Genomic DNA, 26,429 nt, shown 5'->3' on the forward strand with positions numbered 1-26,429 from the left:
CCCGGGAGGGGGTGCTCGACGTCGCGCTCCGGCGCATTCGGCCCTCGTCAACGGCCGTACGACATGGGCGCCGATCCCGCGCCGCGTCCGGACGGGCCCATCACCTGCTGTGAGCCCTGCCCGGACGGCGCGAGTCGGGCCTCAGGCCTGGTAGGCCACGTTCGCCATCATCCCGGCCTCGCCGTGGTAGGCGTTGTGGCAGTGCAGCATCCACTGGCCCGGGTTGTCGGCGTCGAAGAAGACGGACAGTTTCTTCTTGGGCAGCACGATCGCGGTGTCCTTGCGCGGCCCCGCGTCGCCGATCTGGTACGTGTGGCCGTGCAGGTGCATCGGGTGCCACATGGTGGTGGTGTTGACGAAGTCGAGCCGTACGCGCTGGCCCTCCTCGATGAGGATGGGGTTCGCCTCGGGGTTCTTCATGTCGAACGGCTTGCCGTTGATGGCCCAGCTGTACTTGTCCATGCCGCCGGTCAGCTTGAGCTGGTGCGTGACGTCGGTTTTGGCGGACTTCAGGCGTACGTCGTCGGCGGCGCGCAGCTGCGACGCCGTCATGATCATGCCGTTGAGTTCCTTCGGGCGGACGGTCGCCTTCGGCGCGCTGCCCGAGCCCGTGCGCACCAGCGCGAGGCCGTTGGCGTTTTTGCCCTCGGCCAGGGCGACGAGCGGGAAGACGCCGTCGCCGAGGGTGACGAGGGCGTCGTAGCGCTCGCCCATGCCGATCAGCAGGGCGTCCACCTCCTGGTGTCGGACCGGGAAGCCGTCGGTGTGGGTGATGGTGAGCTTGTGGCCGCCGAGGGCGACGCGGTAGGCGGTGTCCGAGCCGGCGTTGATGATGCGCAGCCGGACCTTCTTGCCGGGCTTGGCGGTGTAGACGTCCGGGTCGGTCGCCACCCGGCCGTTGATCAGGTGGTGCGGGTACTTCACGTCGCCGGCGTCGCCGCCGAGGAGGTCGCTCTCGGCGCCCATGAGCATGAACTTCATCGACATACCGCTCGATGAAGAGGCGGACGGGGATTCGGAATCACCGCCCATGTCCATCCCGCCCATGTCCCCCATGTCGTGGCCCTCCATGCCGCTGGGGCTGGGGCTGCTGCTGTCCCCCATGTCCATGCCCATGCCGCCCATGCCCTGCTTGAGCTCGGCCCAGACCTCGTCGGGGGTGCCGGTGACGCCGTCGACCCAGTCGTCGAGGAGGACGACCCACTCGTCGTCGTAGTCGAGGGTCTCCTTGGGGTCCTCGACGATCAGCGGGGCGTACAGGCCGCGGTCGAGCTGGACGCCGACGTGCGGGTGGAAGAAGTACGTGCCGGGGGCGTCGGCGATGAACTGGTAGGTGAAGGTGGAGCCGGCCCGGACGGCACTCTGGGTGGCGGGCGGCACGCCGTCCATGTCGTTGCGCAGCGCGATGCCGTGCCAGTGGATCGACGTGGTGGTCTTGTTCGGGAGCTGGTTGGACAGCTCGGCGACCAGGGTGTCGCCGACGGAGAGCCGGATCTCCTTGCCCGGCGTGCGGCCGTCGAAGGCCCAGGTCTTGGGCATGACGCCGCCGCCCAGGTCGATCATGGCGGGTGCCGCGGTCAGGGTGAGCTTCTGCTGCCGTCCGGTGGTCTTGCGCTGCTTCTCGGCGGCGGCGACCGCCGAGGCGGAGGGGTTGACCAGGGCGTTGCCACTGCCGGAGCCGCTCCCGCTGGTGCAGGCGGCGAGCGCGCCGGCGCCGGCCACTCCCAGCCCGGCGAGCAGGACGGAGCGGCGGTTGATGCTGTTCATCGTGTTGTGTCCTCTTGTCTCGAAACTGCCGATGTGGTCGCGGAGGGACGGCACATCGCGCGCCGTCCGGCGCGGCCTATATACGCAGTTGGGAGAGGACGGACAGGTCCGGCGGGGCTCGGCCGACCGTACCGGCGGGCGAGCGCCCTGGCGCGGTCTCACGAAGATCCGCCAGCAGTGAGAACTCGTTCTCAGCGGGCGCGGCAAGCTGCACGGAGGCGATGCTCGCCGTGGTGCAGTGCTGCATGCCGGGGGCGGCGCAACCGCCGGCGTCGATGCTGTGCGCGGAGGACGACTCCCAGGCGGCCGGCGCCGCCTCGCCCGGCATGACGTGGGCGGCATGGGAAGCGCTCGGCTGGCCGGCATGGGCAGCGGCCGGCATGGAGGAGGCATCCATCGCGGGCATGGACGAAGCGCTCATCACGTGCGAGGCGCCCATCGCGGCCGTCTCGTGGTGCACGAGCACAGCCAGCGCGACGAACAGGGTCAGGAACACCCCGTACGTCCAGCGGACGGCCCTGCCGCCGCTGTGTGCTGCCCGTATCGCCATGAACTCCGCCTGTGCCGCGCTTCCGGTCACCGAGTCGCCATCTTACCCCCAGGGGGTAATTTACAGAGGTCGGTGGACCGATGAGATCTTCAGTTGGTCGGCAGTCCTCCGTAGGAGTGCAGACCGGTGATGAGGATGTTGACGCCGTAGTAGTTGAAGACGAAGGTGGCGAACGCGACCAGGCCGAGCACCGCCGCGCGCCGCCCTTTCCACCCGGCGGTGGCGCGGGCGTGGAGGTACGCGGCGTAGGCGACCCAGGTGATGAAGGCCCAGGTCTCCTTGGGGTCCCAGCCCCAGTAGCGGCCCCATGCGGCCTCCGCCCACACCGCGCCCGCGATGACCGCGAAGGTCCACAGGGGGAAGACCAGGCCGGTCAGGCGGTATGCCAGCTTGTCCAGCGTCCGGCTGGACGGCAGCCGCCGCCACAGGCCCGCCCCGCGTCCCTGGCCGTGGCCTGCGGCGACGGCACGTTCCCAGCGGTCGCGCACCAGGTACAGGATGCTGACCACGGCCGCGGTGTGGAACACGCCGCCGGAGATGATCGCGGCGGAGACGTGGATCCACAGCCAGTACGAGTGCAGGGCGGGCACGAGCTGTGCGGAGTCGACGTAGAGCACCGACACGGCGAGGCCGAGGGTGAGCAGGACCGAGAAGAGGACCGGGACTCCCAGCCAGCGAACGGGTTTGCGTGCCGCGAGCAGGCCCACGTACGCGGCCGAAGCCATCAGGGCGAAGGCGGTGGAGAACTCGTACATGTTGCCCCACGGTGGCCGGCTCACCGCGAGGCCGCGGGCGAGGACCGAGCCGGAGTGGAGCAGGAGCGCCAGCACGGTCAGTGAGACGGCGATCCGTCCGACGAGGTCGGCCTTGGGGCTGTCGCCGGCCGCACCGGTACCGTCGCCCCCCAGTGCCTGGGCCGGCTCCGGAGACGCGGTCGCGGGCGGTGCCAGCACTTGCGTGCTGCTTCCTGTTGCACCGTCCACGGCCGCGCTCCTTGTCCGGCCGCCCGTGCGGGCGACCGGAGTCTGCTGCTTCGCCGGCGACGCGGCGGAGGTGCGAATGCCCGGTCCCCGGCTTCCGAACGCCCACTCCGCGCAGGCGGCGACGAAGGCGAGCAGGTAGACGGCGATCGCCGAGTACATCAGCCAGTTGGCGAGCTGGGCCAGGTTCTGGTCCGCGAGAGAGGTACCGCTCACTTCTGCTCCTGGTGCAGGGGTGCTGGGGCGTTCACGTCCGGCGTGGCGGTGCGCGGGGCGGGGAAGCGCTCGCGCAACTCGTCGGCGAGTTCGGCCACTTCCTCGGCCGTTCGCTCGGTCCCACCGGGGTCCAGTCCGGCGACCGCGATGCGGACGCGGCCGGACTGCATGGGCTCCACGCGCACCCACACCCGCCGGCGGCGGACGAAGAGCGACGCGCACAGGCCGAGCCCCATGGCCACCGAGCTCCACAGGGCGGTGGCGTTGCTGGGGTTGCGGGCGATCTGGAAGCTGGCCCACTGCTTGATGCCGTCGAAGGTGAGCGAGCCCGCGCCGCCGGGAAGTTTCATCCGGTCCCCGGGGCGCAGTGCCTGCGCGAACGGGGAGCCGTCGGCCTCGCGGAACTGGGTCATGCGGGTGGAGTCGAGCTGGTAGACGTTCTGCGGCTGCCCGCTGTCCATGCCGAGGTCGCCGTGGTGGGCGGTCAGGACCAGCACCGGGTCGTCCGTGGCGGGGAAGGAGGACTGCCAGCCGTTGCTGGTCAGCTGGACGGTGGGCAGGAAGAGGCCGGAGAAGCCGAGGCCGTCCCGTTTGCCCTTGCGGTCGAGGGCGTCCGGCGCCTTGATCACGCCCACTGAGGTGAGGTTGCTGTCCTGCGGCAGGAACGCGGCGGGCCCCTGCCAGGCGACCTCGCCCTTGCCGTCGCGGACGGTCACCACCGGTGCGTAGCCATGGCCGACCAGGAACACCTTCGAACCGTCCACCTCCAGCGGCTTGTTGACCTCGACGCGGGCGTCCCGCGCCCGTCCGCCCTCGCGCTCGGTGTAGTTGAGCCGGGCGACGAAGGAGCTGGCGGTGCCGCGCTGCGGGCCGCCGCGCTGGTAGGTGGCGGAGAACCCCTTGAGCTGGAAGCCGAACGGCTTCAGGCTGTCGGCGGAGGCCAGCGTGCCCGGGGTGAAGTCGTCGTACTGCGTCACGGTGTTGGTGAAGCTGTCCCCTTCGAGGACGAGCTTCTGGCCGGTCGTGCCGAAGAGACTGCCGACGGCGAGTGCGATGAGGAGCCCGAACAGGGCGGTGTGGAACACCAGGTTTCCGGCCTCGCGCAGGTACCCCTTCTCTCCCGAGACCGAGCCGTCCCCCTCCATGTCGACGTCGACGCGGAACCGGCGCCGCCGCAGCAGGTCCGCGGCCGTGAGCAGGACCTCGCCCCGATCGCAGCACGCCGTCCAGACGGCGTGCTGCGGCAGGCGGTCCAGCCGGCTCGGCGCGGCCGGCGGGCGGGACCGCAGGGTGCGTACGTACTGGCGGGTCCGCGGCACGATGCAACCCGCGAGTGAGACGAACAGCAGCAGGTAGACGGCGGCGAACCAGGGTGACGCGTAGACGTCGAAGAAGCCGAGCCTGTCCAGGACCGGCGCGAGATCCGGGTTGCGCTCGCGGAAGTCCGCGGCCTGGGCGGGCTGGCGTCCCTCCTGAGGTACCAGGGAACCGGGAACGGCGGCGAGCGCGAGCAGGAGCAGCAGGACGAGCGCCGTGCGCATCGTGGTCAGCGAACGCCAGGCCCAGCGCAGCCAGCCGGCCGGGCCGAGCCCCTTCGGCTCGTCGGCCTTCGGCTCGGAATCGCTCGCGGAGGCATCGCCTCGTGCGGGAGAATCGACGAGACTACGAAAATTATTAGTAGCCACGCGAGGAGTCTGACACACGGCGGAATCCGTTCTGCGAGCACCCCGCAAGGCCACGAACCGGAACGGGGAACCGGGATCCCGTGACGGTCGTCTACGAAATCACTTAGCCCTTTGGGAATGGAGAGGAGCCTCATGCGACAGCGCCTGACAGCACGGCTTGCCCGCCGGACCGTACAGCCGCTCGCGCTCGCCTCGGCCGCCGTCGTCGCCCTCGCCGCGTGCAGCGCCGGCGGCACGGCGGACAGCGGCGCGGACATGGCGGGCAATGACGGGAAGAACGGTGGCCCGGCCGCGATAGCCGTGGAGCCAGGCGCCGACAGCGAGAAGGTGCCGGTCAGCCGGAAGGTGACGGTGCGCGCCCAGGGCGGGTCCCTGTCGTCCGTCGAGGTCAGCTCGCCCGGCCCGGGCAAGCTCTCCGGCACCTGGTCCGAGGACAAGTCCGTATGGACCTCCAGCACCCCCCTCGCCCCGGGCGCCACCTACACGGTGAACGCGAAGGGCAAGGCGCCCGAAGGGTCGGCCCTCACCGAGACCGCCTCCTTCACCACCGAGGCGGCGCAGAACACCTTCGTCGGCACCTACAACCCCGACAAGGGCACGAAGGTCGGCGTCGCAATGCCGGTCTCGATCACGTTCAACAAGCCGATCCACGACAAGGCGGCGGTCGAGCGGAAGCTCAAGGTCACCGCCTCCCCCGCGGTCGAGGGCGCCTGGAGCTGGATGAAGGACCGCGACGGCAAGGACCGCATCGACTACCGCCCCCAGAAGTACTGGAAGCCCGGCACCAAGGTCACTCTGCGCATGGACCTGGCGGGCGTGAACGCGGGCGGCGGCGTGTACGGCACCCAGCAGCGCGTCGTGAACTTCACCATCGGCGACGCCGTGACCAGCACCGTCGACGTCGTGAAGAAGACCATGACGGTGGCGAAGAACGGCAAGACACTGCGGACGCTGAAGGTCTCCACCGGCAAGAAGGACTTCGAGACCTGGAACGGCACCATGGTCGTGCTGAGCAAGGTTCCGACGATCCGTATGAACTCGGCGTCGGTCGGCATCTTCGGGCCCGAGGCGTACGACCTCGGCGAGGTCAAGTGGGACGTCCAGCTCACCCCGTCCGGCACCTACGCGCACGCGGCGCCCTGGAACGAGGGCAAGTTCGGCCGGGTCAACGGCAGTCACGGCTGCATCGGTATGAGCACGGCGGACGCCAAGTGGTTCTACGACCAGGTCCACCTCGGCGACCCGGTCACCGTCGTCAACTCCGTCGACACGGTGGCGACCAACAACGGCTACGGCGACTGGAACGTCGACTGGGAGACCTGGCAGAAGGGCAGCGCGCTGGACTGACACACCGGTTTTCATATACCCCACGGGGGTATAGCCTCGCCGTATCGGCCATCACCGACCTTGAAGGCAGGCGGGGACCATGAACCGGCTCATCACCGCGGCGGCCGGCGGGCTGCTGGCGCTGTTCAGCATGTACTGGGACGACTCGCTGCACACCGACGTGGGCCGGGACACCTTCTGGAGCGCACCGCATGTGCTGCTCTACGGCTCCCTCCTCGTGACCCTCGCCGCCACCGCGTGGTGGGGGGCCGGAAGGATCCGCGGCCGAGGCCTTCGCGCGGCCGCGACGGACCCGCTGCTGCGCTGGGCGGCCGTGTCCGCCGGGGCCATCGGCGTTTCGGCTCCGGCGGACGAGGCCTGGCACACCACCTTCGGCCGCGACGCGGTGCTGTGGAGCCCGCCCCACCTGCTGGCCATCATCGCCACGTTCGCCCTGGCCGTCACCCTGCTGCGGGCGATCGCCGCCGAGGGCGGCGGCGGGTCGCTGGTGCTCGGCAGCGGGCTCGTCCTGGCGGCCTCGCTGGCACCGGTCATGGAATACGAGTCCGACGTACCGCAGTACTCGGCCGTGTGGTTCCTGCCGGCCGCCGGGACCGGGATCACTCTGGCGATCGTGCTGATCCGGCGGTTCGACCCGCATCCGTGGGCCGTCACCCGGGCGGCGCTGGTCGTCACGGCCGTGCGGCTGGCGGTGCTTCCGGTCCTCGCCGGCCTCGGGTACTCCACGCCGATCGTGCCGCCCGTGCTCCTCGTCGCCCTCGCGGCCGACCTGGTCCGCAGGTGGCGTACGTCCTCGTGGTGGCTCGCGCTCATCGTTCCTTTCGCCGTGCACGCGGCGTACGTGCCGCTGCTTGCCGTCCTGCCGCACGGCACGACCGTCGCCGCCGACCAGATCGTCCCGTCCCTGCTCGTCTCGCTGGGCAGCTCGGCCCTGGTCGTCCTCGCCGCCGAGGGACTGCCCCACACCCGGCTCCCAGTGATCCGGACCGCCGGGCTGACGGTCGCCGCGCTGACGCTGGCGCTGCCCCTGCTGTCCGCCGGGCGCGCGGCCGCCCACGACCCCGGTCAGGGCGCCGAGGCGGGCGAGGCCCACTGGCGGACGACGGTTCGGGGCTCCCGGATCGACGTCACCGTGGCTCCGGAGCCGGGCGTATCCGGCCGTGCCGTCCTCGTCGCACGACGCGCCGGACAGGAGCTGTCCGGACCCCTCGAGCCGTTCGGCAACGGCGTGTACCGCGGGGACATCACGGTGCCGGAGCCCGGCCGCTGGTTCGTCTACGCCGCCTTCCCCGACGACAACGGGCCGACCACGACAGAGACTTGGATCCCGGTCGAGGCCGGCTCCTCGCAGCTCCTGCACGAGGCCCGGCCGCTGTACGTGCCTCCCGCCCCGCAGAAGGACGACGTCGGCAGGACGACCGCCACCGTCGCGCTGTACGGGCTGTCGGCGGCCATCCTGCTCGCCGTGGCCCGCTCCGGCCGCCGGACACCACTGCCGCAGGGGTGAGCGTGTCACCGTGTCCCGACGGCGTGGACGAAGGCGCGTGGCACGCGCCCTTCCGCGGCGGAGGAGCAACGAGTGCCTGCACGGCTTCCTGGAGAAGCGCCGACCGCGATTCAACGGCTCGTCAGCCGCGGCCTGATCACCGGGCGTCGGACAGCGCCCGCGCCACCCCCGGTTCCTTCGGGCCGAGAAACTGGGGTTCCGGCTCGAACGCCGCGTCCAGGGCCGCCTTGCTCGCGGCGAACAGTTCGCGGGTGGCGCCGTAGTACCAGACCGCGTCGTGATGGTCGGCCGCCCCGACGCCGTACGAGTCGACGCCGGCGGCCTGGCACAGCGCAACGGCCCGGCGGATGTGGAAGCCCTGACTGACGAGGATCGCGCGGTCGACGCCGAAGATCTTCTTGGCGCGTACGCAGGAGTCCCAGGTGTCGAAGCCGGCGTAGTCGCTGACGATATGGTCGGCGGGTACGCCACGATGGGTGAGGTAGTGCCGCATGCTGTGCGGTTCGTTGTAGTGGTGGCTGCTGTTGTCGCCGGTGACCAGAACCGCCTTGACGCGGCCCTCGCGGTACATTTCGGCCGCCGCATCGAGGCGGTTGGCGAGGAAGATCGACGGCTCGCCGTTCCACAACAGGCCCGCGCCGAAGACCACGGCGACATCGGTGCGCGGGACGTCGGCCGTCGTCCGCAACCGGCCGTCCGCCGCCGTGAACACCCACGTCGCGGGAAACAGCGCCAGCACGCACAGCAGCATCAGCGCCTGCACGAACCGCCGCCGCCCCGCGCGGGTGCGCGGCAGACGCAGCCTTTGGATGGCACTCAGGTGCGGGCGCGGCAAGCGCATGACGGCGGACCCCCCAGTTCGTCGGCCACCGTGGTGAGCGGCGGCGGCTTGTGCGTGTCGGCTGTTTCGTCGTCTCGACAGCCCCCAGCGCTCTGACAAACGAAGGACGCCGCGCATGGTCCCGCCCCTCCTCGCAGCGTGACCAACCTCACTCGGCGCACTGAACGTCGCAGGTCATCTCGCCGTGGTGCCGGACTCCGGCCGCCGGTTCGCCAGTGCCGCCCTCCACGGCACCGGAGCGCCGAGGGGGGACCTGGATCCGGCCGAGGCAGGCGCTTCCCAGCTCGCCCATGAGCCCCGGCCGCTCTGCGTGCCTCGCGTCCCGCTTCCGAACCCATCCACCCGAAGAAACTACGTAGTGGGTTAGTATCTCCGCCGGGCGTGAGGTCCGACCCGACGTTCAGCGGTCTCTCCGCAGGTGCAGTCGCCGCTCGTCCTTCGGCTGCCGAGGTGAAGGAGAAGGTGCTGGTGGACGATCGTCATGCGTCGGAGGGCTGGGTCCCGGCAGTCCCCCTTTCCGGCACGACGCACGCCGCATGGCAGGAGAACCCCCGGTGGGAAGTCCCGCACGAGCCCCACGGCCGCCCCAACCACGATCCAGGACAGCACCACGCCGGATATACCGATACGGACCCGCTGTTCGGTGCGATGCCGGGCACGTACGGCATCAGCGCACCTGATGACGGGCCCTTCGTCCACCGCACGTGGCACGAGGAGAGCGGCGGCCACGACACGGCCAAGGCGTGGGAGATATCCGACTGCCGCACCGGCCCGAGCGGGTACTGGTACGCAGGCCAGTGGGCGGATCCCATCGGTCCGGCTTTCTCCCCGACGATCCCGGACAGCTCCGACGCGCTCGGTCCCGACGACGGTGCCGCCCTCGTCGACTTCCACGACGGTCCCGAAGAGGAACCATTGGGCAGAGCGCCGACGTACGACGCGCCGGGCTCGGCCCAGGACACGTCCGCGGCCTCGTCCGCTCCCAGCACTTCCCCGGACCGGCCGGCGACGCGACGCGCCGACGGCCGGGGCCGCGGTCGCCGGGCGCCTCGCCGAGGTTCCGCGTTCCTGACCGTGGTCGCCCCCTCCGTCGCGTTCGTGGGCATGGCCGGGATGGCCGCGGCCTCCATCGGCCTCGGCGACGACGTCGAGGCTGTGGAGGCCGCCGACGACCCGGCCGTCGAACCCTCCGCGGCCAACAGCGAGTTCGACACCCAGCTCACCACACTCAGCAGCGGAGCCGACGACTTCGCCGAGCGCGCGAGCCGCACGCAGGAGCGCGTCGACCTCGAACAGCAGCGGCTCGAGGAGCAGAAGCGCAGGAAGGCCGAGGCGAAACGCAAGAAGGCGGAGGCCGCCCGCAAGGAGGCACTGCGCCCGAAGTTCGTACTCCCCGTCGCACAGAAGGGAGTCGGCGAGCTGTTCGGGGCGGCCGGGGCCATGTGGTCGAATCGGCACACCGGCCTCGACTTCCCCGTCCCCATGAACACGCCCGTGATGGCGGTGACCGACGGCACGGTCGAGGCCGTGTGGAACACGTCCTACGGGAACCTCGTCAAGGTGACCGCCCCCGACGGCACGCAGACCTGGTACGCCCACCTCGCCGGCTTCAGGATCCGCTCCGGCTTCGTCAAGGCGGGGACCGTCATCGCCTACGCCGGCAGCACCGGCAACTCGTCGGGGCCCCATCTCCACCTGGAAGTACACCCCGGCGGCGGCGATGCGATCGATCCGCTGGCGTGGTTGCGCAGCCACGGCCTCGACCCGACGTAGGCGGAAACCCGCGAGGGACACCCTGGCGCTGTGACACGGAGGCCGCCGGACACCGGCTGTTGCCAGTGTCAACGGGCCTTCACGCCCGCGCTACCTGAGCGAGGCGGCTACGGCCCGGGCGAGGTCGGAGAAGCTGAGGAGTTGTCCGGCGGCCTGACGCTCACGGGCGTGGCCCGCTGCGGCGGTATCGAGGACCTGCTGTACGCAGCGGACACCCAGGCCTCCGGCACCGTCCACGGCAAGTCCGCGGTCGTGACGTCCGAGTTCGGCGGCAATGGGGCGCTGCTCTGGGAACCGGCCCCTGGCGTGATCGCCTGCGTCGGCTGCAGCGGCGCGCTCCTCGACCGGGGCGACGGCGCCGCGTTACCGGCTCGCCGAGCGGACCCGTCTGATGAGCGCACAGCAATGGCAGGCCACCGGTCCTACAACGGTCGACCAGGTCAACGACTTCGGCTGAGGCGGGTCCGGACCGCAGACGGTTCCAACGCCGTGTGCTTCGGGCTCAGACCGTCGCATCGGCGCGCTTCCCGTCGCAGGGCCCAGCCGCGCGGCTGATCGCCGCAGTCGGCCGCCGACCGGACCGCACGAATTCCCACCGGCCACCTGAACACCTTCAGCTCCGGCAACGTACTAAGGGCACTAGCAGTTCATGCCCATGTGGCGCCCCGTGGCGCCCGTACGACGCGGCGGCGTCGGCAGTGCGGACCCGCCGTGCTCGGACGATCGGGAAGGTGAAGATGGGAACTCTGGCGCTCAGTTGGGCCATCGCGCTGATCGCCGCCCTGGTGGCCGCCGTCAGCGCGGTCCGGGTCGCGACCACCAGCGGTGAGATCCGGTTCGCGGCGGGCGGCGACCTGCTGATGGGCCTGTGCATGGCCGCCATGGCGCTGCCGGTGACGGTCGGCTGGTACGCGGGCTACGGCATGTGGTGGTCGGTGGCGTTCGGCCTCCTCGGGCTCGGGGCTGTGGCGATGGCGGTCAAACACACGCGCGACGGCGGGTGGAAGCACGGCCGTCACTGGGTGCACCTCATCGTCGGCAGCTTTGGCATGGTGATCATGACGCTCGCCATGACGAGCACGTCGTCCGGGCCGGTACTCGCCCTCGGCAGCGGGCACTCCATGCCGGGCATGCCGGGCATGGAGAACACGGCGAGCACGACGGGCACGCATCAGATGGCCGGCATGGACTCCATGGAGGGGATGGAGTCCATGGAGGGCATGGGCTCTCTGCACGGCGGGATGGACATGTCGGGCATGACGAGCGCCGCGGCCGACGCTGGTTCTTCAGGGGGGTCCGGCTCTGTGTGGCGGTGGGTGATCGCGGTGCTCGCCGTGTACTTCCTGCTGTCGATCGGCGGGTCCGTGTGGGCGAGGGTCCGGGGTACCAAGCGGGGCGGGCGCAGTGCCGACTCCCGGTCCGGCTGGGACCGCTGGCTGCTCGCCATGCCGGACACGGTGTTCGTCTTCCTGGCATCGCTCACGCTCTCGGTGTGGGACAAGGCCAGGACGACGGAGCGGCAGGGCCACGGGCGGCGCCGTAAGGCCGGAGCCGCGCCGGACGCCGCGCTGGCGGCCCACATCGGCATGGGCGGGATCATGTCCGCAATGCTGCTCATGATGGCCGCGTGACCGCCCCAACCCACTGATCAGCACGGCGGCGGCATCGTCCACCGCGACAAGGGAGCACAGAGCACACCGGTCGGCATCGGCGTCACCACGGACCGGAGCGGACACGCCCCGAGTCTGCGAAGCTTCTTCGTATTCGGCGCCCAGGACAGGGAGATCCGGGACAGCGAGAATGGACACAAGCGATCCATGTGCCCGAGCGGGCTCCGACTCCGCGTTCCCCGGTGCAGACCGCTCGCGGGCACCCACCCGAAGGGTCCGGTCCGATGTCGCCCTCACACCTCCGCAGGCGTACTGTCCCGTTGGCGCTCGCAGCGGCAGCCGTCCTGCTGCTCGCCACCGCTTGTTCCGACGGGGACGACAAACCCGCCTCGACCTCGCCCAGCCCCACTTCCGCCGCCACGAGCCCCGCGACCGCCCCCGCCGACACGGTCGGCATCACCATGGAGGACTTCGCGTTCAGCCCGGCGAATCCGCAGGTGGGGCCGGGCGAGAAGATCGCCGTGGTCAACAAGGACTCGGCCGCCCACACCGTCACGGCCACGGAAGGCGACGCCTTCGACACCGGGAGCATCGCCGGCGGGAAGTCCGGGACGTTCACCGCCCCGTCCGAGCCCGGCGAGTACGCCTTCGTCTGCACCTTCCATCCGAACATGACAGGCACTCTGATCGTCGGCTGAGTCGCCCAGGACCCCGGTCGGCGCCCGTACCGCACTTGGGCACCGACCGGTGTCACGCCGCTTCGGCGTCAGCCGGCGGGCACGGGCTCGGTGGGCGCGGGCGCCCGCGGCAGCCCCGGTCGGCGCACGGGTCTGCGTGGCGGCTGCAGGCCCGGCGCGCGGTTCAGGAGCGCTCGTCATCGCCCGCGTGCGGAACGGTGATGACCGGGCATCGCGCGTGGTAGAGGACGCCCTGGCTGACCGAGCCCAGGACCATGCCGGTGAAACCGCCGAGCCCTCTGGTGCCGACGATGAGACCGAGCGCGTCAGCGGAGGCGTCGGTCAGGACACGTACCGGGTGACCGGGCACGGCCTCATGGTGCACCGGCACATCCGGATGGGCGGCCCCCCGGCCGGAGGCCGCTTCCGCCACGAGCCTTTGGTACTCCTCCGGTACAGGGTGTTCGCCGGCGTTCCCCAGCAGCGGCGGCTGCCATACATACAGCACACGCAGCGCCGCACCACGCAGGCCAGCCTCCTTGAACGCGAGATCGATGGCGGCGGCGGAGCCCGCGCTGCCGTCGGTGCCGACCACGAAGTACGGCGGTGCCCGTGGTGTGCTCGCTCGCACCGAGGACCGCCACCGGGCAGGTGGCGTGGGCGATGACGGGCACGGCCACGGAGGCGGAGGTGAATGCCGTCTGCATGGCGGACAGGTGCCGTGAGCCGAGGACGACCATCGCGGCCTGCCTCGCCTGCTCGCGCAGCACCCACGGGGCATCGCCCTCCGCGAGCAGCGCCGAGACCTGCAGCGCCGGGTGGCGCTCCTCGACGAACGCGACCGCCTCGGCAAGCTGACGGTCGCCGGACGCGTGCCGTGCCTGATTCCACTGCGCCCAGGAGGGCACCACGGCCGCCTCGGTGACCCTGATGGTCGGCACGCCCTGGGCATACACCAGGCGCAGCGGCAGCCCCCGCCGCACGGCCTCGTCGGCGGCCCAGGCCAGCGCGATGCACTCGGCGTCGTCGGGATCAAGGCCCAGCACGACCGGTCGGCTCTCCTGGTGACCCGTCATCGTCTCCTCCGAGCGTCCACGGTCCCCATCGTGAGCCCGACGGCGCCGGCCTGCCACCACAGCCCCTTGCGCCCGCAGGCGCTGTCGGTCGAGCCGTGCGCGGACCAACTCGCGGCGGGCTGTCCGTGTGGTCGCTGATGGGACCCATCGGCATCGCGAGCGGACGACGAGCGGCCTTGCCGGGGTGTGCCCACCGTGGCGGGCGCGCTGCACGGTGGTGTCGGCGATCGCGGCGGTCACGGGCGCGGCGCGCGGCCCAGCCCGGTGATCATCACGGCGTCAAGACCACCACGACGACATCGGCAACATCCCATGGCAGACCGTCCTCCCTGCGTCTTCGCTCCCTCGGCCCTCCTCCGCGGCTGCCGGTACCGGGTAGGGGCTGAATGGCCCGGCGGACCGGGACCTTCGGGACCTGCACGCAGGCCGGCACAGAGGGATGCTGGTGGTGGCGCACGAGCGTCAGCCACACGGCCGGACCTGCTACCCGGACCGGCCGGGCCGCGGGAGGCGACTCGCGATGGTGTTCTGGTTCGACCACGACGTCAGCGGCTGGGGCTGGTTCGCGATGTCGGCCGGCATGATCCTGTTCTGGGCGCTGATCATTACCGCCGCCGTCCTGCTGTTCCGCGCCCTGGGCCGCACCGGCGAGCACCCGCACACCCACACCCCCGCCGGGCCCTCGCCCGAGCAGCTGCTCGCCGAGAGGTTCGCCCGCGGTGAGATCGACGAGGAGGAGTACCAGCGGCGCCTGACCGCCCTTCGCTCCTCCGGCCCCCTCACCAGGCATTGACCCCGACCCCCGACCCGCGGACCGCACGCGGCCGGCCCGCTGTCTCCCGAAGGAGGCGCCCCCCCATGAACACCAAGAAGAACTACGGCCTGCTCGCCATCGTCGCCGCGATCGTGATAGTGGGACTGGCCGCCCTGGGGGTGCCGCTGAGCATCCTGCTGGTGCTGGCCCTCGTAGCCGCCTGCCCGCTGATGATGCTCATGATGCACGGCGGCCACGGCAGCCACGGCGATGGCGGTCGGCGCACGGACCAGAGCGATCCCCCGCACAAGCACGACCACCACCAGCCCCCCGGGTCCGGCCGGCCCTGACCGGCCGGACCCCCGCGTCGCAGCACGGCGAGGAACGCGAGGTCGCCGAGAAATTCGGCGAGCAGTGGACCGCGTGCGCCGCCGACACGCCCGCGTTCGGGCCACGGCGGCCCCGCGGGGCTCCGCCCGGCCGGAAGCACGGTGCCCCCAGCACCCCAGGATCCGCGCGGGGGCCCCACTCGCGAGCCACGCGGAGGTGACGGGGCACAAGTCGTCTGGACTCTGCTCGTCCTCGAACGGGGCACCGTGACGCGCGGCCTGTGCGGGCGGCTCAGCCGGGCCACGTCCAGTCGGTGACCTCGGGCAGGTCGGTGCCGTGTTCGCGGATCCAGGCGCGGTGGCGCTGACGGACGTCGGCCATCTCCTGGCGCACGGCGGCGGCGCGTACGGACAGGCCGGGCACACGGTCGATGACGTCCATGACCAGCCGGTAGCGGTCCAGGTCGTTGCCGACGACCATGTCGAACGGTGTGGTCGTGGTGCCGATCTCCTTGTAGCCGCGGACGTGCAGGTGGGGGTGGACGGCGCGGCGGTAGGCGAGGCGGTGGATCAGCCACGGGTAGCCGTGGTAGGCGAAGATGACCGGCTTGTCGCGGGTGAACAGCGCGTCGAACTCGGCATCCGGCATGCCGTGCGGATGTTCCTCGGCCGGCAGCAGCCGGGCCAGGTCCACCGCGTTGACCACCCGTACGGCCAGCTCCGGCAGATGGGCGCGCAGCAGGGACGCTGCGGCCAGCACCTCAAGGGTGGGGACGTCACCCGCGCAGGCGAGCACCACATCGGGCTCGCCCGCGCTGTCCTGGCTGCCGGCCCACTGCCAGATGCCGGCACCGCGGGCGCAGTGGGCGCGGGCCTGCTCCAGGGTGAGCCAGTCGAAGCAGGGCTGCTTGCCCGCGACGACGACGTTGACGTAGTCGCGGCTGTGGAGCACGTGCTCGGCCACGGACAGCAGGGTGTTGGCGTCCGGCGGCAGGTAGACGCGTACGACCTCCGGGGCCTTGTTGAGGATGTGGTCGATGAACCCGGGGTCCTGGTGCGAGAAGCCGTTGTGGTCCTGCCGCCACACGTGCGAGGTGAGCAGGTAGTTCAGGGAGGCGATGGGGCGGCGCCAGGGCAGGCGGCGGGTGGTGCGCAGCCACTTGATGTGCTGGTTGACCATGGAGTCGACGAGGTGGACGAACGCCTCGTAGCAGGAGAACAGCCCGTGCCGGCCGGTGAGCAGATAGCCCTCCAGCCAGCCCTGGCAGGTGTGCTCGGACAGGATCTCCATCACCCGGCCGTGGCGGGACAGATGCTCGTCGGTGACCAGGGTCTGGGCCTGCCACGCCTTGCCGGTCGCATCGTAGAGGGCCTGCAGCCGGTTCGAGGCGGTCTCGTCCGGGCCGACCACGCGGAAGTCACGCCGGCCGGCGGTCGCCTCCATCACCTCCTGAAGCAGATCACCCAGGACGCGCGTGGGCTCATGCAGCGTCGCACCGGGTGTGTCCACCGGGACGGCGTACCGCTCCAGGGGCGGGATGGGCAGATCGCGCAGCAGCAGGCCCCCGTTGGCCCGCGGGGCGGCGCCGAGGCAGCGCTGCCCTTCAGGTACGCAGGCGAGGACCTGCGGCACCGGCCGTCCGCGGTCGTCAAACAACTCCTCGGGCCGGTAGGAGCGCAGCCACGCCTCCAGCAGGCGCAGATGCTCCGGGTTCTCGCGCACCGCGGCCAACGGCACCTGATGGGAGCGCCATGTGCCCTCGACGGGCAGGCCGTCGACCTCGGCGGGGCCCGTCCAGCCCTTCGGCGTGCGCAGCACGATCACCGGCCAGCGCGGCCGCTCGGTGACACCTTCCTCGCGGGCGCTGCGCTGCATCAGTGCGATGCGGTCCAGTGCGGTGTCCAGGGCGGCCGCCATGATGCGGTGGACGGTCATCGGGTCATCGCCACTCACGTGGATCGGCTCGTGGCCCAAGCCCCGCAGCAGGTCGTCCAGTTCGGGCTCGGGGAGCCGGGCCAGCACCGCCGGATTGGCGATCTTGTAGCCGTTCAGGTGCAGGATCGGCAGGACTGCGCCGTCATGGACCGGGTCGAGGAACTTGTTCGAATGCCAGGAGGCGGCCAGCGGCCCCGTCTCGGCCTCACCGTCGCCGATCACACATGCGACCAGCAGATCCGGGCTGTCCAGCGCGGCGCCGTAGGCGTGCGACAGACAGTAGCCGAGCTCGCCGCCCTCGTGGATCGAGCCGGGGGTCTCGGGGGCGACGTGGCTGGGCACTCCGCCCGGGAAGGAGAACTGACTAAACAGCCGCGCCATGCCGTCCGCGTCGCGGCCGACGTCCGGGTAGATCTCGCTGTAACTGCCCTCCAGCCACGAGCCCGCGAGGACGGCGGGCCCGCCGTGGCCAGGGCCCCAGATGCAGATCGCCTCCTGATCGCGCTCCTTGATGACCCGGCTCAGGTGCGTGTAGACGAGGTTCAGCCCTGGTGAGGTGCCCCAGTGGCCGAGCAGCCGCGGTTTGATGTGCTCCGGGCGCAGAGGCTCGGACAGCAGGGGGTTGCCCATCAGGTAGATCTGGCCGACGGCCAGGTAGTTCGCGGCACGCCAGTGCGCGTGAAGGGCCTGCAGCTCCTCATCCGTGGGACCGGCAGAGCCGACGGGCGCGTGTGCCCGGACCTCGCGCATGGGTTCCTCCGAAACACCATCGATGGACGTGCACGTTCCACTCGATCACGCTCCACGGCCGAACAGCCGCACCGTCACCAGCTGGGCCGTCGCCCGGCGTGGCATACCAGGGCCGTACGGAGTAGCGAGCAAGCAGTGGGAAGACCAGGACCGTGCGGCCTCGTGCGAACACACGACCGGCTCGCAGCGTGGAGCCTTCTCGCCCCGGCGAGACCGCGGAAGGACGCGTCCGTCCGAACCCCACCTCTTACGGATCCAGGAAAACGCCTCCGCGGCGCGGCGTCCTTAAGGCACGCCCCCTCGCCGCGTACAGGTATGTCCTGTCCTGATCCGCTTCGATCCCAGGAGTTCCTCCGCACCATGAACACGACCCGTTCCCTGCCCCGCCGAACGGCCCTGGCCGCCGCCGCCACGGTCGCCGCGCTCGTGCTGGCCGCCTGCGGCGGCAACGGCGACACCGGCACAGCCGACACCTCTCCCGGCACCACCACGTCCGCCTCCATCCCGGCAGGCGAGCACAACCAGGCCGACGTGACCTTTGCCCAGGGCATGATCCCGCACCACCGCCAGGCCATCCTCATGGCCAACATGGCCGAGACCCGGGCCTCCTCCAGCGACGTCAAAGCCCTCGCCTCGCAGATCAAAAAGGCGCAGGACCCGGAGATCGAAACCATGTCCGGCTGGCTGAGGGCCTGGGGCGAGAAGGTCCCTCAAGGCATGGACGGAATGGACGGCATGGATCACGGTGATGCCTCGTCCATGCCCGGCATGATGAACAACCAGCAGATGGACGACATGCGAGACGCGTCCGGCAAGGCATTCGACACCATGTTCCTGACCATGATGATCGAGCACCACGAAGGCGCCGTCGAGATGGCCCAGACCGAGAAGACGCAGGGCGCCTACGGCCCTGCCAAGACGCTCGCCGACGACATCATCACCGCCCAGACCGCGGAAATCACCCAGATGCGGAAGATGCTCGACGCGAGCTGATCCCCGCACCCGGACCGCCGTACACCAGCCGAGGGCGGCAACCGGAGCAGCCGCTGCAGCACCGGCACGCGCCCCTGCACGGAACGGCGCCGCCCCGCGGCCCCGCAACCGGATCGCCACCGGGAGCAGGAACCCCGTCCATCGGCGCGCCCGGAAGCCTCTCACTCATCGGCGGCAAGGGGTGCGGTCCATTCCAGGATGGTGCCGGTGGGCTGGTTGGGGGTGAGGGTGCAGGTGCCTGCGAGCTGGGCGGCGCGCTGCTGGAGGTTGGCCAGGACGCTGCGGCTGGTCACGTCCTGGGCGATGCTGCGGCCGTTGTCGGCCACCCGCAGCCGCAGTTCGCTGTCGGTGACCTCTGCGGTGACCTCGACGGCGGTGGCGTGGGCGTGCCGGGCGGCATTGGCCAGGGCCTCGCGCAGCACGGCGAGGAGGTGGTCGGCATGGCCGGCGGGAACGGCGGTGTCCAGCAGTCCGGTCATCCGCAGAGCGGGCGTGCAGCCGAGGCTTGCGGCGGCCCGGTCGGTCTCCGCGAGCAGCTTCGCGCGCAGACCGGCCCCGCCGGGGCTCTCGCGCTCCCGCAGGGCGTAAACGGTGGAGCGGACCATCTTGATGGTGCCGTCGAGGTCGTCCACCACGCCCTGGACCCGGCTCGCCACCTCCGGCCGGTCGGCCAGCCGTGCGAGGACCGCCTGAAGGGACAGGCCATTGGCGAACAGCCGCTGAATGGTCACGTCGTGCAGGTCGCGGGCGATCCGGTCGCGGTCGTTAAGGACGAGGACCTCCTCGGCGTCGTGGCGGCGGTCGGCGATCTCCAGGGCGACGGCGGCCTGGTCGGCGAAGGAGCCGATCATGGCCACAGCCGCGTCGGGGAAGTCCGGGCCACCGGGGCGGTTGGCAACCTGCAGTACCCCACATGCTCGCGGGTGCCCAACGGGATCAGAAACCCGCTCCCCAGGGCCACCCGTGAGGCGCCGCCGTCCTCGGCGCGCGGATCGCTGGACAGGGCCTCGCTGATGATGGTCTCGCCGCAGTGGTAGACCTTCGCCGCCAGGCTCGTGCCCGCCAGGGCCAGGCCCTGCACCTGCTCCGCGCCGATGCCGTCGGCGGCCTCGACCACCAGGCCGCCGCCGTTGACCGGGACCGCCAGGGTGACCAGGTCGGCGCCGGCCAGTTCGCGCACCGTGGCGGTGACCGATCGCAGTACCTCGGCCCCGGCAGCACCCGACAGCAGGGCGCGGGTCAGGTCGCTGCTCGCCGCCAGCCAGTGTTCCCGGCGGCAGGCGTCGTCGTACCGGCGGGCGTTGTCGATCGCCACCCCGGCCGCGGCGGCCAGCGTGCGCAGCACCGCCTCGTCATCGTCGTCGAACTGAGCGCCGCCGCGCTTGTCGGTCAGGTACAGGTTGCCGAAGACCCGCTCGCGCACCCGCACCGGGGCGCCGAGGAAGGTGGTCATCGGCGGATGGCCCCTCGGGAAGCCCACCGAGTCGGGATGCCCGCCCAGGTCCGCCAGCCGCAGCGACTCCGGCTCACGGATCAGCAGCCCCAGAATGCCCCGGCCTTCGGGATAGTGACCAATGACGGTGGTCGTGTCCTCGTCCATGCCGACCGGGATGAACTGCCGGATCCGCCCCTCCTCGCCCAGCACCCCCAGCGCGCCGTACTCGGCGTCGACCAGGGTCACCGCTGACTCGGTGATCCTGCCCAGCACCGCATCCAGGTCCAGGTCGCTGCCGACGGCAAGCACCGCATCCAGCAGCGTGTGTATCTGGTCCCGGGTGGCGCGCACCCGCGCCACCTGCGCCTGCAGGCCATCCAGCTGAAGCTGGGGGGTCGCCGGCGTGTCGTGGGGCCGTTTCGCCGCGCCGTCCGCCATTGCGGGCTCCCTCCGATGGAGCGCACCTGCCCCTCAGCATGCCCCGAACAGCCCTTCCCGGTCACGCACGCGCATGCTAACGGGGCGTGTCAATCGCGCATCCCCCAAGGAACGCCGCCACCGGGAACACGGCCGACCAGTCTCCGTAGGAGGTGGCGTTGACCTGCAGGATCCGTGCCCATTACCGGACATCTTCCTGGGCAGTGGTTACCCTTCTCGTCCACGAACAGCCCGCCGTGGCCCCACAGACGGGCCGCGCCTTCCGGCTATGGCTTGGCGTCCATCACGCCGGCCCGCCAGAGTCCGATGACGGCCGCCACGGCGCCACCTGCCAGGTAGAAGACGGAGTGGCCGCCGGGGAGCACCTCCAGCTCGCTGAACTCCTCGATCCAGTTCAGCACGACGACCACCAGGCTCGCCCAGAACAGGGACCATCCGAAGATCCTGTTCGGCACGGACCGGGTATGCACCCTCCCGATCCTGAGTTTGTTGTGCTTGATGCTGTTGCCGGTCATGTGCTCGCCTTCTCCGCTTCGGGGGCGTCCGCCCCGGTGTCGCTCTGCGCGATGTCCTCCACGCCCGGGCGCCGCCGGGCCGAGATCACCAGGTAGGCGACCGCGCCGGCGAACACCACGACCGAGGTCCAGTCGTTCAGCCGCAGGCCCAGGAACTGGTGCGCCTCGTCGATCCGCAGGTACTCGATCCAGAACCGGCCCGCGGTGTACGCGGCCACGTAGAGCGCGAAGGTCCGCCCGTGGCCCAGGGCGAAGCGCGCGCCCGCCCAGATCACCAGTACCGCGACGCCGACGTCCCACAGGGATTCGTAGAGGAAGGTGGGATGGAACGTGGCCACGTCCGCCTAGCCTTCGGGCCGCTTGCCCGGAGAGATCTCCAGGCCCCACGGGAGGGAGGTGGGGCGGCCGAAGAGCTCCTGGTTGAACCAGTTGCCCCACCGCCCGATGGCCTGCGCGAGGGCGATGCCGGGCGCGACTGCGTCCGCGTACGCGGGGAACGGAACCCCGTGCCGGCGGCACCCGATCCACGCGCCCAGGCCGCCCAGCGCGATGGCGCCCCAGATGCCGAGGCCGCCCTCCCAGATGTACAAGGCCTTGATGGGCTCGCCGCCCTCCCCGAAGTACGCATCCGGGCTGGTGATCACGTGGTAGAGACGGCTGCCGACGAGCCCGAAGGGCACCGCCCAGATGGCGATGTCCGCGATCGTCTCCTTCTTGCCGCCGCGCGCCACCCAGCGGCGCGAGCCGAGCCAGACGGCGACGAAGGCGCCCAGGATGATGCAGAAGGCGTAGGCCCTCAGTGGGACCGGGCCCAGGTACAGGACTCCGGTCGAGGGGCTGGGCAGTGCGGCGAGTTCCATACCTGTCACTATAAGAGATTCAGCTAAGTAGCTTAGTAAATGGTTGGTCATGCTCGGGCATGGGAGCAGGTGCTTGAGCTGCGGCTGTGGTGCGCCGCGAGCGACGCAGCGAGAGCGCCAGGCCGACGATAACGGGTGCCCCCAGCAGTACCTCGGGCCATACGCCGAGCCACTGGGAGAGGGTGAGCCGCGAAGCGAGCGGTACCCGCTCCACCAGGTGGCCGGCACGCCAGGTCCCCAGCCGGTCCATGACCTGTCCGTCCGGGGCGACGATGGCGCTCACCCCGCTCGTCGAGGCGAGGGCGACCGCCCGTCCGTACTCGATCGCGCGGATGCGGGCCATCGCGAGCTGCTGCTCGGACTGCCCGGCCTGGATGCCGCGCTCGTAGGTCGCGTTGTTCGTCTGGACGACGAGGAGGTTGGCGCCCGCCCGCACGGTGTCGCGGACCCGGTCGTCGTACGCGATCTCGTAGCAGATCACGTCACCGAGCCGCACCTTCCCCGCGTCCAGGGGGTCCGTCGAGGTGCCCGGCAGGAGGTCGCGGGGGATGAGCTGGAGCGCGCCGAGGCCGCCGAGGAGTGAGCGGGCCGGGATGTACTCGCCGAAGGGGACGAGCTGGCGCTTGGCGTACCAGGAGGCCGGGCCCTGGCCGGGCAGCCACAGCTGGCCGGCGTTGTAGGCCCGGTCGTCGGGGGCTTCCAGCAGGGCGCCGATGAGGAGCGGGCTGCCCAGTTCCCGGACCGTGTCGGCGACGAGGGAGCCGAGCTCCGGATTGCGTGCCGGATCGCCGTCGAGGGAGTTCTCCGGCCACAGGACGATGTCCGGCCGTGGGACCTCGCCCTGGCGTGCGGCGTCGGCCAGGGCCTTGGTCTCGCGGGCGTGGTTCTGTGCGACGTTGCGCACCCGGGCCTGCTCCTCCAGGGTGCGTTCGCGTTCGACGTTGCCCTGGACGACGGCGACCACGGCGCTCGGCCCGGATGTCCCCGGGGCGGGGAGGGCGAGCGGTGTCGTGATCAGGACGGCCACGCCGAGGCATACGGCCGCGCTGGCCTGCCGACGGCCGCCACGCCACGCCGTCACGCCGTACACCAGCAGCGACCCCAGGAACGCGACGGCGAAGGAGAGGGCTGGGCCGCCGCCGACAGCGGCCCAGCCGGCATAGGGGGCATCCGCCTGCCCGAAGGCCAGCCGGCCCCAGGGGAAGCCGCCGAACGGAGCCCGGCCGCGTACCGCCTCCAGGGCCACCCACCACGCGGCGGTGTACAGCGGCCAGCCGGGCTGGGAGATCAAGCGGGGCAGCGGCATCGCGGCGAGTGCGAAGACCAGGGCCTGGACCGCCGTGAGGGCGAGCCACGGGACCAGACCCAGGTTCGCCAGCCAGACGATCAGCGGGGCGAGGAAGGCAAGGCCGAAGATCCCGCCCGCGGCGAAGGCGGACCGGGCGCGCCGCCCGCGCACCGCAATGATCAGCAGAGCCGGACCGAGCGGGGCAAGGAACCACCATCCGACCGGCGGGAACGAGGCATAGAGGAGCAGCCCACCGGCGGAGGCGGCTGCCCAGGAACGGAGCGTGGCCGCACTGGGGCGGGTCACGCGCGGTGGACCGGACCTCACGAAGGCACTGCGCAGACGTTCGCGGTGCGCAGCCGCCGGACCAGCGCATGGACGAGCAGGGCCACCGACGCCACGGCGAGCACCGGCTGCACCGGCGCGAAGTACGACAGGGCGCCGCTGACACCGATGGCCAGCACCACGAGCTTGTTGCAGATCGGACAGCCGACCGCGAAGGCCGACAGCAGTCCCGCGCCGAGGGCGCGAACGGTACGGGGACGCTCGGGCGGCCCGGCCGCGGGGACGTCGGCCGGGCCGATGCGGACGTACGTGGCCACCAGGAGCCCCTCCAGCACGGAGCTGATCAGCCACACCGGGTAGTTCCACCAGAGCACCGGAGTCATCCGCGTGTAGAAGGGAGTCGGCACCACGCCCGTCGGGACGCCGATGACGAGTGCGGCGATCACTGTGACCGCAGCTGCCACGACCCATCTGCGGGCGGGCCAGGTGCGCATGGAGTTACTCCTCGGGATCGGGCCGCCGACCGGAGGGCCCGGCGAACGGGGGGCGCCTCGAGACGTCTCCGGTCGGCGTCTGGCAGCCATGCTAAGTCACTAATTGAATTAGTAGCAATGAGGGGTTTCGGTCAGCGGTGACGGCGAGGTTCGACGACGCGTCGGCCGTGAGCGAGGCCGCTCATGCGTCGCTGGTAGGAGCGTGTGCCGATCCGTCCGTGCAGCAGCAGGCCGGTGCACCACCGCTCCTCGCCCTCGAGCGCTGCTCGCCTGCCCCTGGCGCGGGCCAGGGGAGGGCGCCGGCTCTGGTGTGTGCTGACCAGGCGGGCGATGTCGTAGTAGATCGCGGCAAGAAGCAAGCCGCCGATCAATATCGCTATCGCGGCCATGGGATCACGACTCAGTTCACAAAGTTTGGCGTGTGTCCTTCTGTGCGGCGCGCAGCCTGGCGACTTCCCCGCGCAGCGCGTCCAGCTCGGAGCGCACCGCGGGCGAGTCGATCGAGCCGCTTCGCCGTGATGAGTGCAGCCCCCCGCGCATCATGAACCACATCATCAGGCCCATGCCGATGGGACAGGCCAGGAGGAGCAGTGGATACAGGAACTGAGGCACGGGGGCCTCCCGGTGGACTGCCGACGCTCATCGAACTCGCTGCATGAACTACTAAGAAGTTTAGATAGTTGGCAAAGCCGGCGCCAGTCCGAGACTCTCGGTCCCCCTGCGTGACGGTCTGGTTACCAGGCGTCTCCCTGGGTGGGGCGGGGCCGGCCGGGTGCGGTGCGGCCGGCGAAGTTGCCGACGGGGCGTTCGCGTGCGGACCGGAGATGTAATACGCTTGCCCGAATCTACTAATACACTTAGTGTCTTCTTTGGTGGCCGACACTCGGTCTCCAGTGGCCGCCTTCCTCCCGCCCGCTGTGCTCTCGCCCTCAAAGGGCGCCACCAGTCACTGCCGGCGAGCTGGTCACCCGGCACGGTTCTCCATGCCTCCGGAAGTTTCGGGTGACCGCGTCACATGGAAGGGGGAGCTGTGCGATCAGGAGAGTCGTCGCATCCGTCGACGTCGGTCGGCAGTGCCCTCGAGGATCTGATGCGCGAGCGGCTCGGCCGTGAATGCGTGTATGTCCCGTCGTGCAGACTGGCGCTGTACCTGGCAATGCGCCACTGGTGCGCTCCCGGCGCACGGGTGTTGATGTCGCCGGTCAACGACGACGTGATCCTGTTCGTCGTGCTGGCGGCGGGGCTGCGCCCCGTTCTCGCGCCGGTGTCCCCGCGGGACGGGAACATCGAGATCCGCGCGGTGCCCGAATCGACCTGGCGCAGCGTGGACGCGGTGCTGACGACCAATCTCTACGGGATGCCGGACGACGCGGTTGAGCTCCGCGCTCGGTGCGACCGCATGGGCATCCCTCTGCTGGAGGACGCGGCGCATGCGATCGGTGCCACGGTGGGGGACCGCCCGGTCGGCACGTTCGGAACGGCTTCGGCTTTCAGTCTGGGCAAGCACGCGGGCGCAACGGGTGGCGGCTTCCTGGCGCTGGAAGATCCAGGGGACCGCAAGGCGTTGGAACATCGGCGTGATGAGCTGCTGGCGGGTCGACAGCTGCATCGGGACCTGGCGGACGCGCTGCGCCCTGTGGCGCGTGCCGCGGTGCAGCGGCTCCATCTGGTCCGGCCCGTGTGGCGGACCATGCGGGCCCTGGGACTGCTGGAACGCGAACACTTCCGTATGGAGCTGCGCGAACGGCACTTGCGGGAGGCGACGGGCGCCAGTCCCGGCCTGGGAGTCTTCGACCGCTGGGTGCGAGTCGATCTGCACGGATACCGCAGAGAACATGGACGCGTTCTGCACCGTGCGCTGCGGCGGCGGATGAGTGGCCTTGACGCGGACCTGGCGCGGCGACGAGAGGGCACGAGACTGCTGGGCGGCACGGTCTGGGCTGCCACGGGTGTGCGGGATGCGGTCGCGGAGGGCGTTGAGGATCGCCACGTGCCACCGTTGTTCCGCGTGCCCCTGATGGTGCGCGACCGGGACAGGCTGGTGGCGCGTCTGGAGCGGTGCGGTGTGGTGACCGGGTATCTGTACGACCCTCCCCTGGACGACTTCGCCGGACCGGAGTTCGTGGAGCCTTCGCCGGCACCTGAAGCGGCCCGCTGGTTCGCGGCACACGCGCTGCCGGTGGACCCTCTTCTGGCGCGGAGGATGATGCGGCTGTTGCAGCGGGAGGCTCCGCAGCCGGCGGATCCGCTGCCCGCCCCGACGTTCCGTGGTCGGGAGCCGCGGGTTTGACCTCCGGCACCAGCTTCCGCTCGGTCTCTGTCA

At 70.9% G+C, this 26,429-nt stretch carries 24 protein-coding genes and 2 pseudogenes; 9 read left to right on the top strand and 17 right to left on the bottom strand.

Annotated elements, in window-relative coordinates; translation table 11 throughout:
• Positions 1 to 141: 141 nt before the first annotated feature.
• The 4 genes from IG90_RS0102195 to resB all read right to left on the bottom strand — a co-directional run bounded on the left by IG90_RS0102195 (position 142) and on the right by resB (position 5,198).
• Positions 142 to 1,767, bottom strand: a complete 1,626-nt coding sequence (locus IG90_RS0102195) for a multicopper oxidase family protein (protein ID WP_030576572.1) — start codon at positions 1,765 to 1,767, stop codon at positions 142 to 144.
• Between the two features lie 76 nt (positions 1,768 to 1,843).
• A complete protein-coding gene (locus IG90_RS0102200; protein WP_233435876.1) occupies positions 1,844 to 2,347 on the bottom strand; it encodes a hypothetical protein in 504 nt (167 codons plus the stop codon).
• A gap of 59 nt (positions 2,348 to 2,406) precedes the next feature.
• A complete protein-coding gene (gene ccsB, locus IG90_RS0102205) occupies positions 2,407 to 3,513 on the bottom strand; it encodes a c-type cytochrome biogenesis protein CcsB (protein ID WP_030576577.1) in 1,107 nt (368 codons plus the stop codon).
• A complete protein-coding gene (gene resB, locus IG90_RS0102210; protein WP_233435877.1) occupies positions 3,510 to 5,198 on the bottom strand; it encodes a cytochrome c biogenesis protein ResB in 1,689 nt (562 codons plus the stop codon). Before resB ends, ccsB begins: the two co-directional genes overlap by 4 nt.
• 132 nt (positions 5,199 to 5,330) lie before the next feature.
• Here resB and IG90_RS0102215 point away from each other — a divergent pair, with 132 nt between their 5' ends.
• Both IG90_RS0102215 and IG90_RS0102220 read left to right on the top strand, forming a co-directional pair.
• Positions 5,331 to 6,545 (top strand): L,D-transpeptidase, encoded by a 1,215-nt coding sequence (locus IG90_RS0102215; RefSeq protein WP_030576582.1) that lies wholly within the window; start codon positions 5,331 to 5,333, stop codon positions 6,543 to 6,545.
• Between the two features lie 79 nt (positions 6,546 to 6,624).
• Complete coding sequence (locus tag IG90_RS0102220) at positions 6,625 to 8,052, top strand: hypothetical protein (RefSeq protein ID WP_030576585.1); 1,428 nt, start codon at positions 6,625 to 6,627, stop codon at positions 8,050 to 8,052.
• A gap of 136 nt (positions 8,053 to 8,188) precedes the next feature.
• On the opposite strand, the gene IG90_RS0102225 is transcribed toward IG90_RS0102220, so the two are convergent.
• Positions 8,189 to 8,893, bottom strand: a complete 705-nt coding sequence (locus IG90_RS0102225; protein WP_030576588.1) for a SanA/YdcF family protein — start codon at positions 8,891 to 8,893, stop codon at positions 8,189 to 8,191.
• A gap of 468 nt (positions 8,894 to 9,361) precedes the next feature.
• On the opposite strand from IG90_RS0102225, the gene IG90_RS45470 reads away from it, so the two are divergent.
• A complete protein-coding gene (locus IG90_RS45470) occupies positions 9,362 to 10,666 on the top strand; it encodes a M23 family metallopeptidase (RefSeq protein ID WP_233435878.1) in 1,305 nt (434 codons plus the stop codon).
• A gap of 90 nt (positions 10,667 to 10,756) precedes the next feature.
• Here the strand turns inward: IG90_RS45470 and IG90_RS44185 are convergent, their stop codons facing one another.
• Complete coding sequence (locus IG90_RS44185; RefSeq protein ID WP_157846275.1) at positions 10,757 to 10,903, bottom strand: hypothetical protein; 147 nt, start codon at positions 10,901 to 10,903, stop codon at positions 10,757 to 10,759.
• Between the two features lie 500 nt (positions 10,904 to 11,403).
• On the opposite strand from IG90_RS44185, the gene IG90_RS0102240 reads away from it, so the two are divergent.
• Together IG90_RS0102240 and IG90_RS41335 are read left to right on the top strand one after the other, a co-directional pair.
• A complete protein-coding gene (locus IG90_RS0102240) occupies positions 11,404 to 12,297 on the top strand; it encodes a DUF5134 domain-containing protein (RefSeq protein WP_030576593.1) in 894 nt (297 codons plus the stop codon).
• Between the two features lie 263 nt (positions 12,298 to 12,560).
• Positions 12,561 to 12,974 carry a cupredoxin domain-containing protein gene (locus IG90_RS41335; protein WP_030576596.1) on the top strand — a complete coding sequence of 138 codons (414 nt, stop codon included), beginning with the start codon at positions 12,561 to 12,563 and terminating at the stop codon, positions 12,972 to 12,974.
• A gap of 163 nt (positions 12,975 to 13,137) precedes the next feature.
• On the opposite strand, the gene IG90_RS46815 is transcribed toward IG90_RS41335, so the two are convergent.
• Complete coding sequence (locus IG90_RS46815; protein WP_033893523.1) at positions 13,138 to 13,584, bottom strand: universal stress protein; 447 nt, start codon at positions 13,582 to 13,584, stop codon at positions 13,138 to 13,140.
• Between the two features lie 64 nt (positions 13,585 to 13,648).
• Positions 13,649 to 14,029: pseudogene (locus IG90_RS46820) on the bottom strand (universal stress protein); the annotation flags it as partial.
• A 520-nt stretch (positions 14,030 to 14,549) separates the two neighbouring features.
• Here IG90_RS46820 and IG90_RS0102255 point away from each other — a divergent pair.
• The gene (locus tag IG90_RS0102255) at positions 14,550 to 14,822 is read left to right on the top strand and encodes an SHOCT domain-containing protein (protein ID WP_030576599.1); all 273 of its coding nucleotides are present in this window, start codon (positions 14,550 to 14,552) and stop codon (positions 14,820 to 14,822) included.
• 65 nt (positions 14,823 to 14,887) lie between these two features.
• The gene (locus IG90_RS0102260) at positions 14,888 to 15,133 is read left to right on the top strand and encodes a DUF2933 domain-containing protein (RefSeq protein WP_030576602.1); all 246 of its coding nucleotides are present in this window, start codon (positions 14,888 to 14,890) and stop codon (positions 15,131 to 15,133) included.
• Between the two features lie 271 nt (positions 15,134 to 15,404).
• Here IG90_RS0102260 and IG90_RS0102265 read toward each other — a convergent pair whose 3' ends face one another.
• Entirely contained in the window at positions 15,405 to 17,798 is a 2,394-nt protein-coding gene (locus IG90_RS0102265) for a phosphoketolase family protein (RefSeq protein WP_030576603.1), read from the bottom strand.
• A 360-nt stretch (positions 17,799 to 18,158) separates the two neighbouring features.
• Between IG90_RS0102265 and IG90_RS0102270 the strand changes: the two genes are divergently transcribed.
• On the top strand, positions 18,159 to 18,791 hold the full coding sequence (locus tag IG90_RS0102270) for a DUF305 domain-containing protein (protein WP_030576605.1): 633 nt from the start codon (positions 18,159 to 18,161) through the stop codon (positions 18,789 to 18,791).
• A gap of 161 nt (positions 18,792 to 18,952) precedes the next feature.
• Here IG90_RS0102270 and IG90_RS46825 read toward each other — a convergent pair whose 3' ends face one another.
• From IG90_RS46825 to IG90_RS0102305, 8 genes and pseudogenes are all read right to left on the bottom strand, one after another.
• Positions 18,953 to 19,642, bottom strand: a complete 690-nt coding sequence (locus IG90_RS46825; RefSeq protein ID WP_324604255.1) for a sensor histidine kinase — start codon at positions 19,640 to 19,642, stop codon at positions 18,953 to 18,955.
• Entirely contained in the window at positions 19,639 to 20,664 is a 1,026-nt protein-coding gene (locus tag IG90_RS46830) for a GAF domain-containing protein (RefSeq protein WP_324604256.1), read from the bottom strand. Before IG90_RS46830 ends, IG90_RS46825 begins: the two co-directional genes overlap by 4 nt.
• Positions 20,665 to 20,930: 266 nt before the next feature.
• The gene (locus IG90_RS0102280) at positions 20,931 to 21,179 is read right to left on the bottom strand and encodes a hypothetical protein (protein ID WP_030576607.1); all 249 of its coding nucleotides are present in this window, start codon (positions 21,177 to 21,179) and stop codon (positions 20,931 to 20,933) included.
• Positions 21,176 to 22,039: pseudogene (gene lgt / locus IG90_RS39065) on the bottom strand (prolipoprotein diacylglyceryl transferase). The gene IG90_RS0102280 and the pseudogene lgt overlap by 4 nt, the downstream one beginning before the upstream one ends.
• Before the next feature lie 19 nt (positions 22,040 to 22,058).
• On the bottom strand, positions 22,059 to 23,633 hold the full coding sequence (gene lnt, locus IG90_RS0102290) for an apolipoprotein N-acyltransferase (protein WP_051859923.1): 1,575 nt from the start codon (positions 23,631 to 23,633) through the stop codon (positions 22,059 to 22,061).
• 17 nt (positions 23,634 to 23,650) lie between these two features.
• Positions 23,651 to 24,106: a hypothetical protein gene (locus IG90_RS0102295; protein WP_030576611.1), complete on the bottom strand. Its 456-nt coding sequence runs from the start codon at positions 24,104 to 24,106 to the stop codon at positions 23,651 to 23,653.
• Between the two features lie 131 nt (positions 24,107 to 24,237).
• Entirely contained in the window at positions 24,238 to 24,465 is a 228-nt protein-coding gene (locus tag IG90_RS0102300; protein WP_233435880.1) for a hypothetical protein, read from the bottom strand.
• A 46-nt stretch (positions 24,466 to 24,511) separates the two neighbouring features.
• Positions 24,512 to 24,718 carry a DUF2933 domain-containing protein gene (locus IG90_RS0102305; RefSeq protein ID WP_030576615.1) on the bottom strand — a complete coding sequence of 69 codons (207 nt, stop codon included), beginning with the start codon at positions 24,716 to 24,718 and terminating at the stop codon, positions 24,512 to 24,514.
• Positions 24,719 to 25,196: 478 nt separating this feature from the next.
• Here IG90_RS0102305 and IG90_RS0102310 point away from each other — a divergent pair, with 478 nt between their 5' ends.
• Positions 25,197 to 26,396, top strand: coding sequence for a DegT/DnrJ/EryC1/StrS family aminotransferase (locus IG90_RS0102310; RefSeq protein WP_033893527.1), 1,200 nt, complete (start codon positions 25,197 to 25,199; stop codon positions 26,394 to 26,396).
• Positions 26,397 to 26,429 lie beyond the last annotated feature (33 nt).

Source organism: Streptomyces anulatus, from assembly GCF_000721175.1.
Taxonomy (GTDB): Bacteria; Actinomycetota; Actinomycetes; order Streptomycetales; family Streptomycetaceae; genus Streptomyces; species Streptomyces anulatus_C.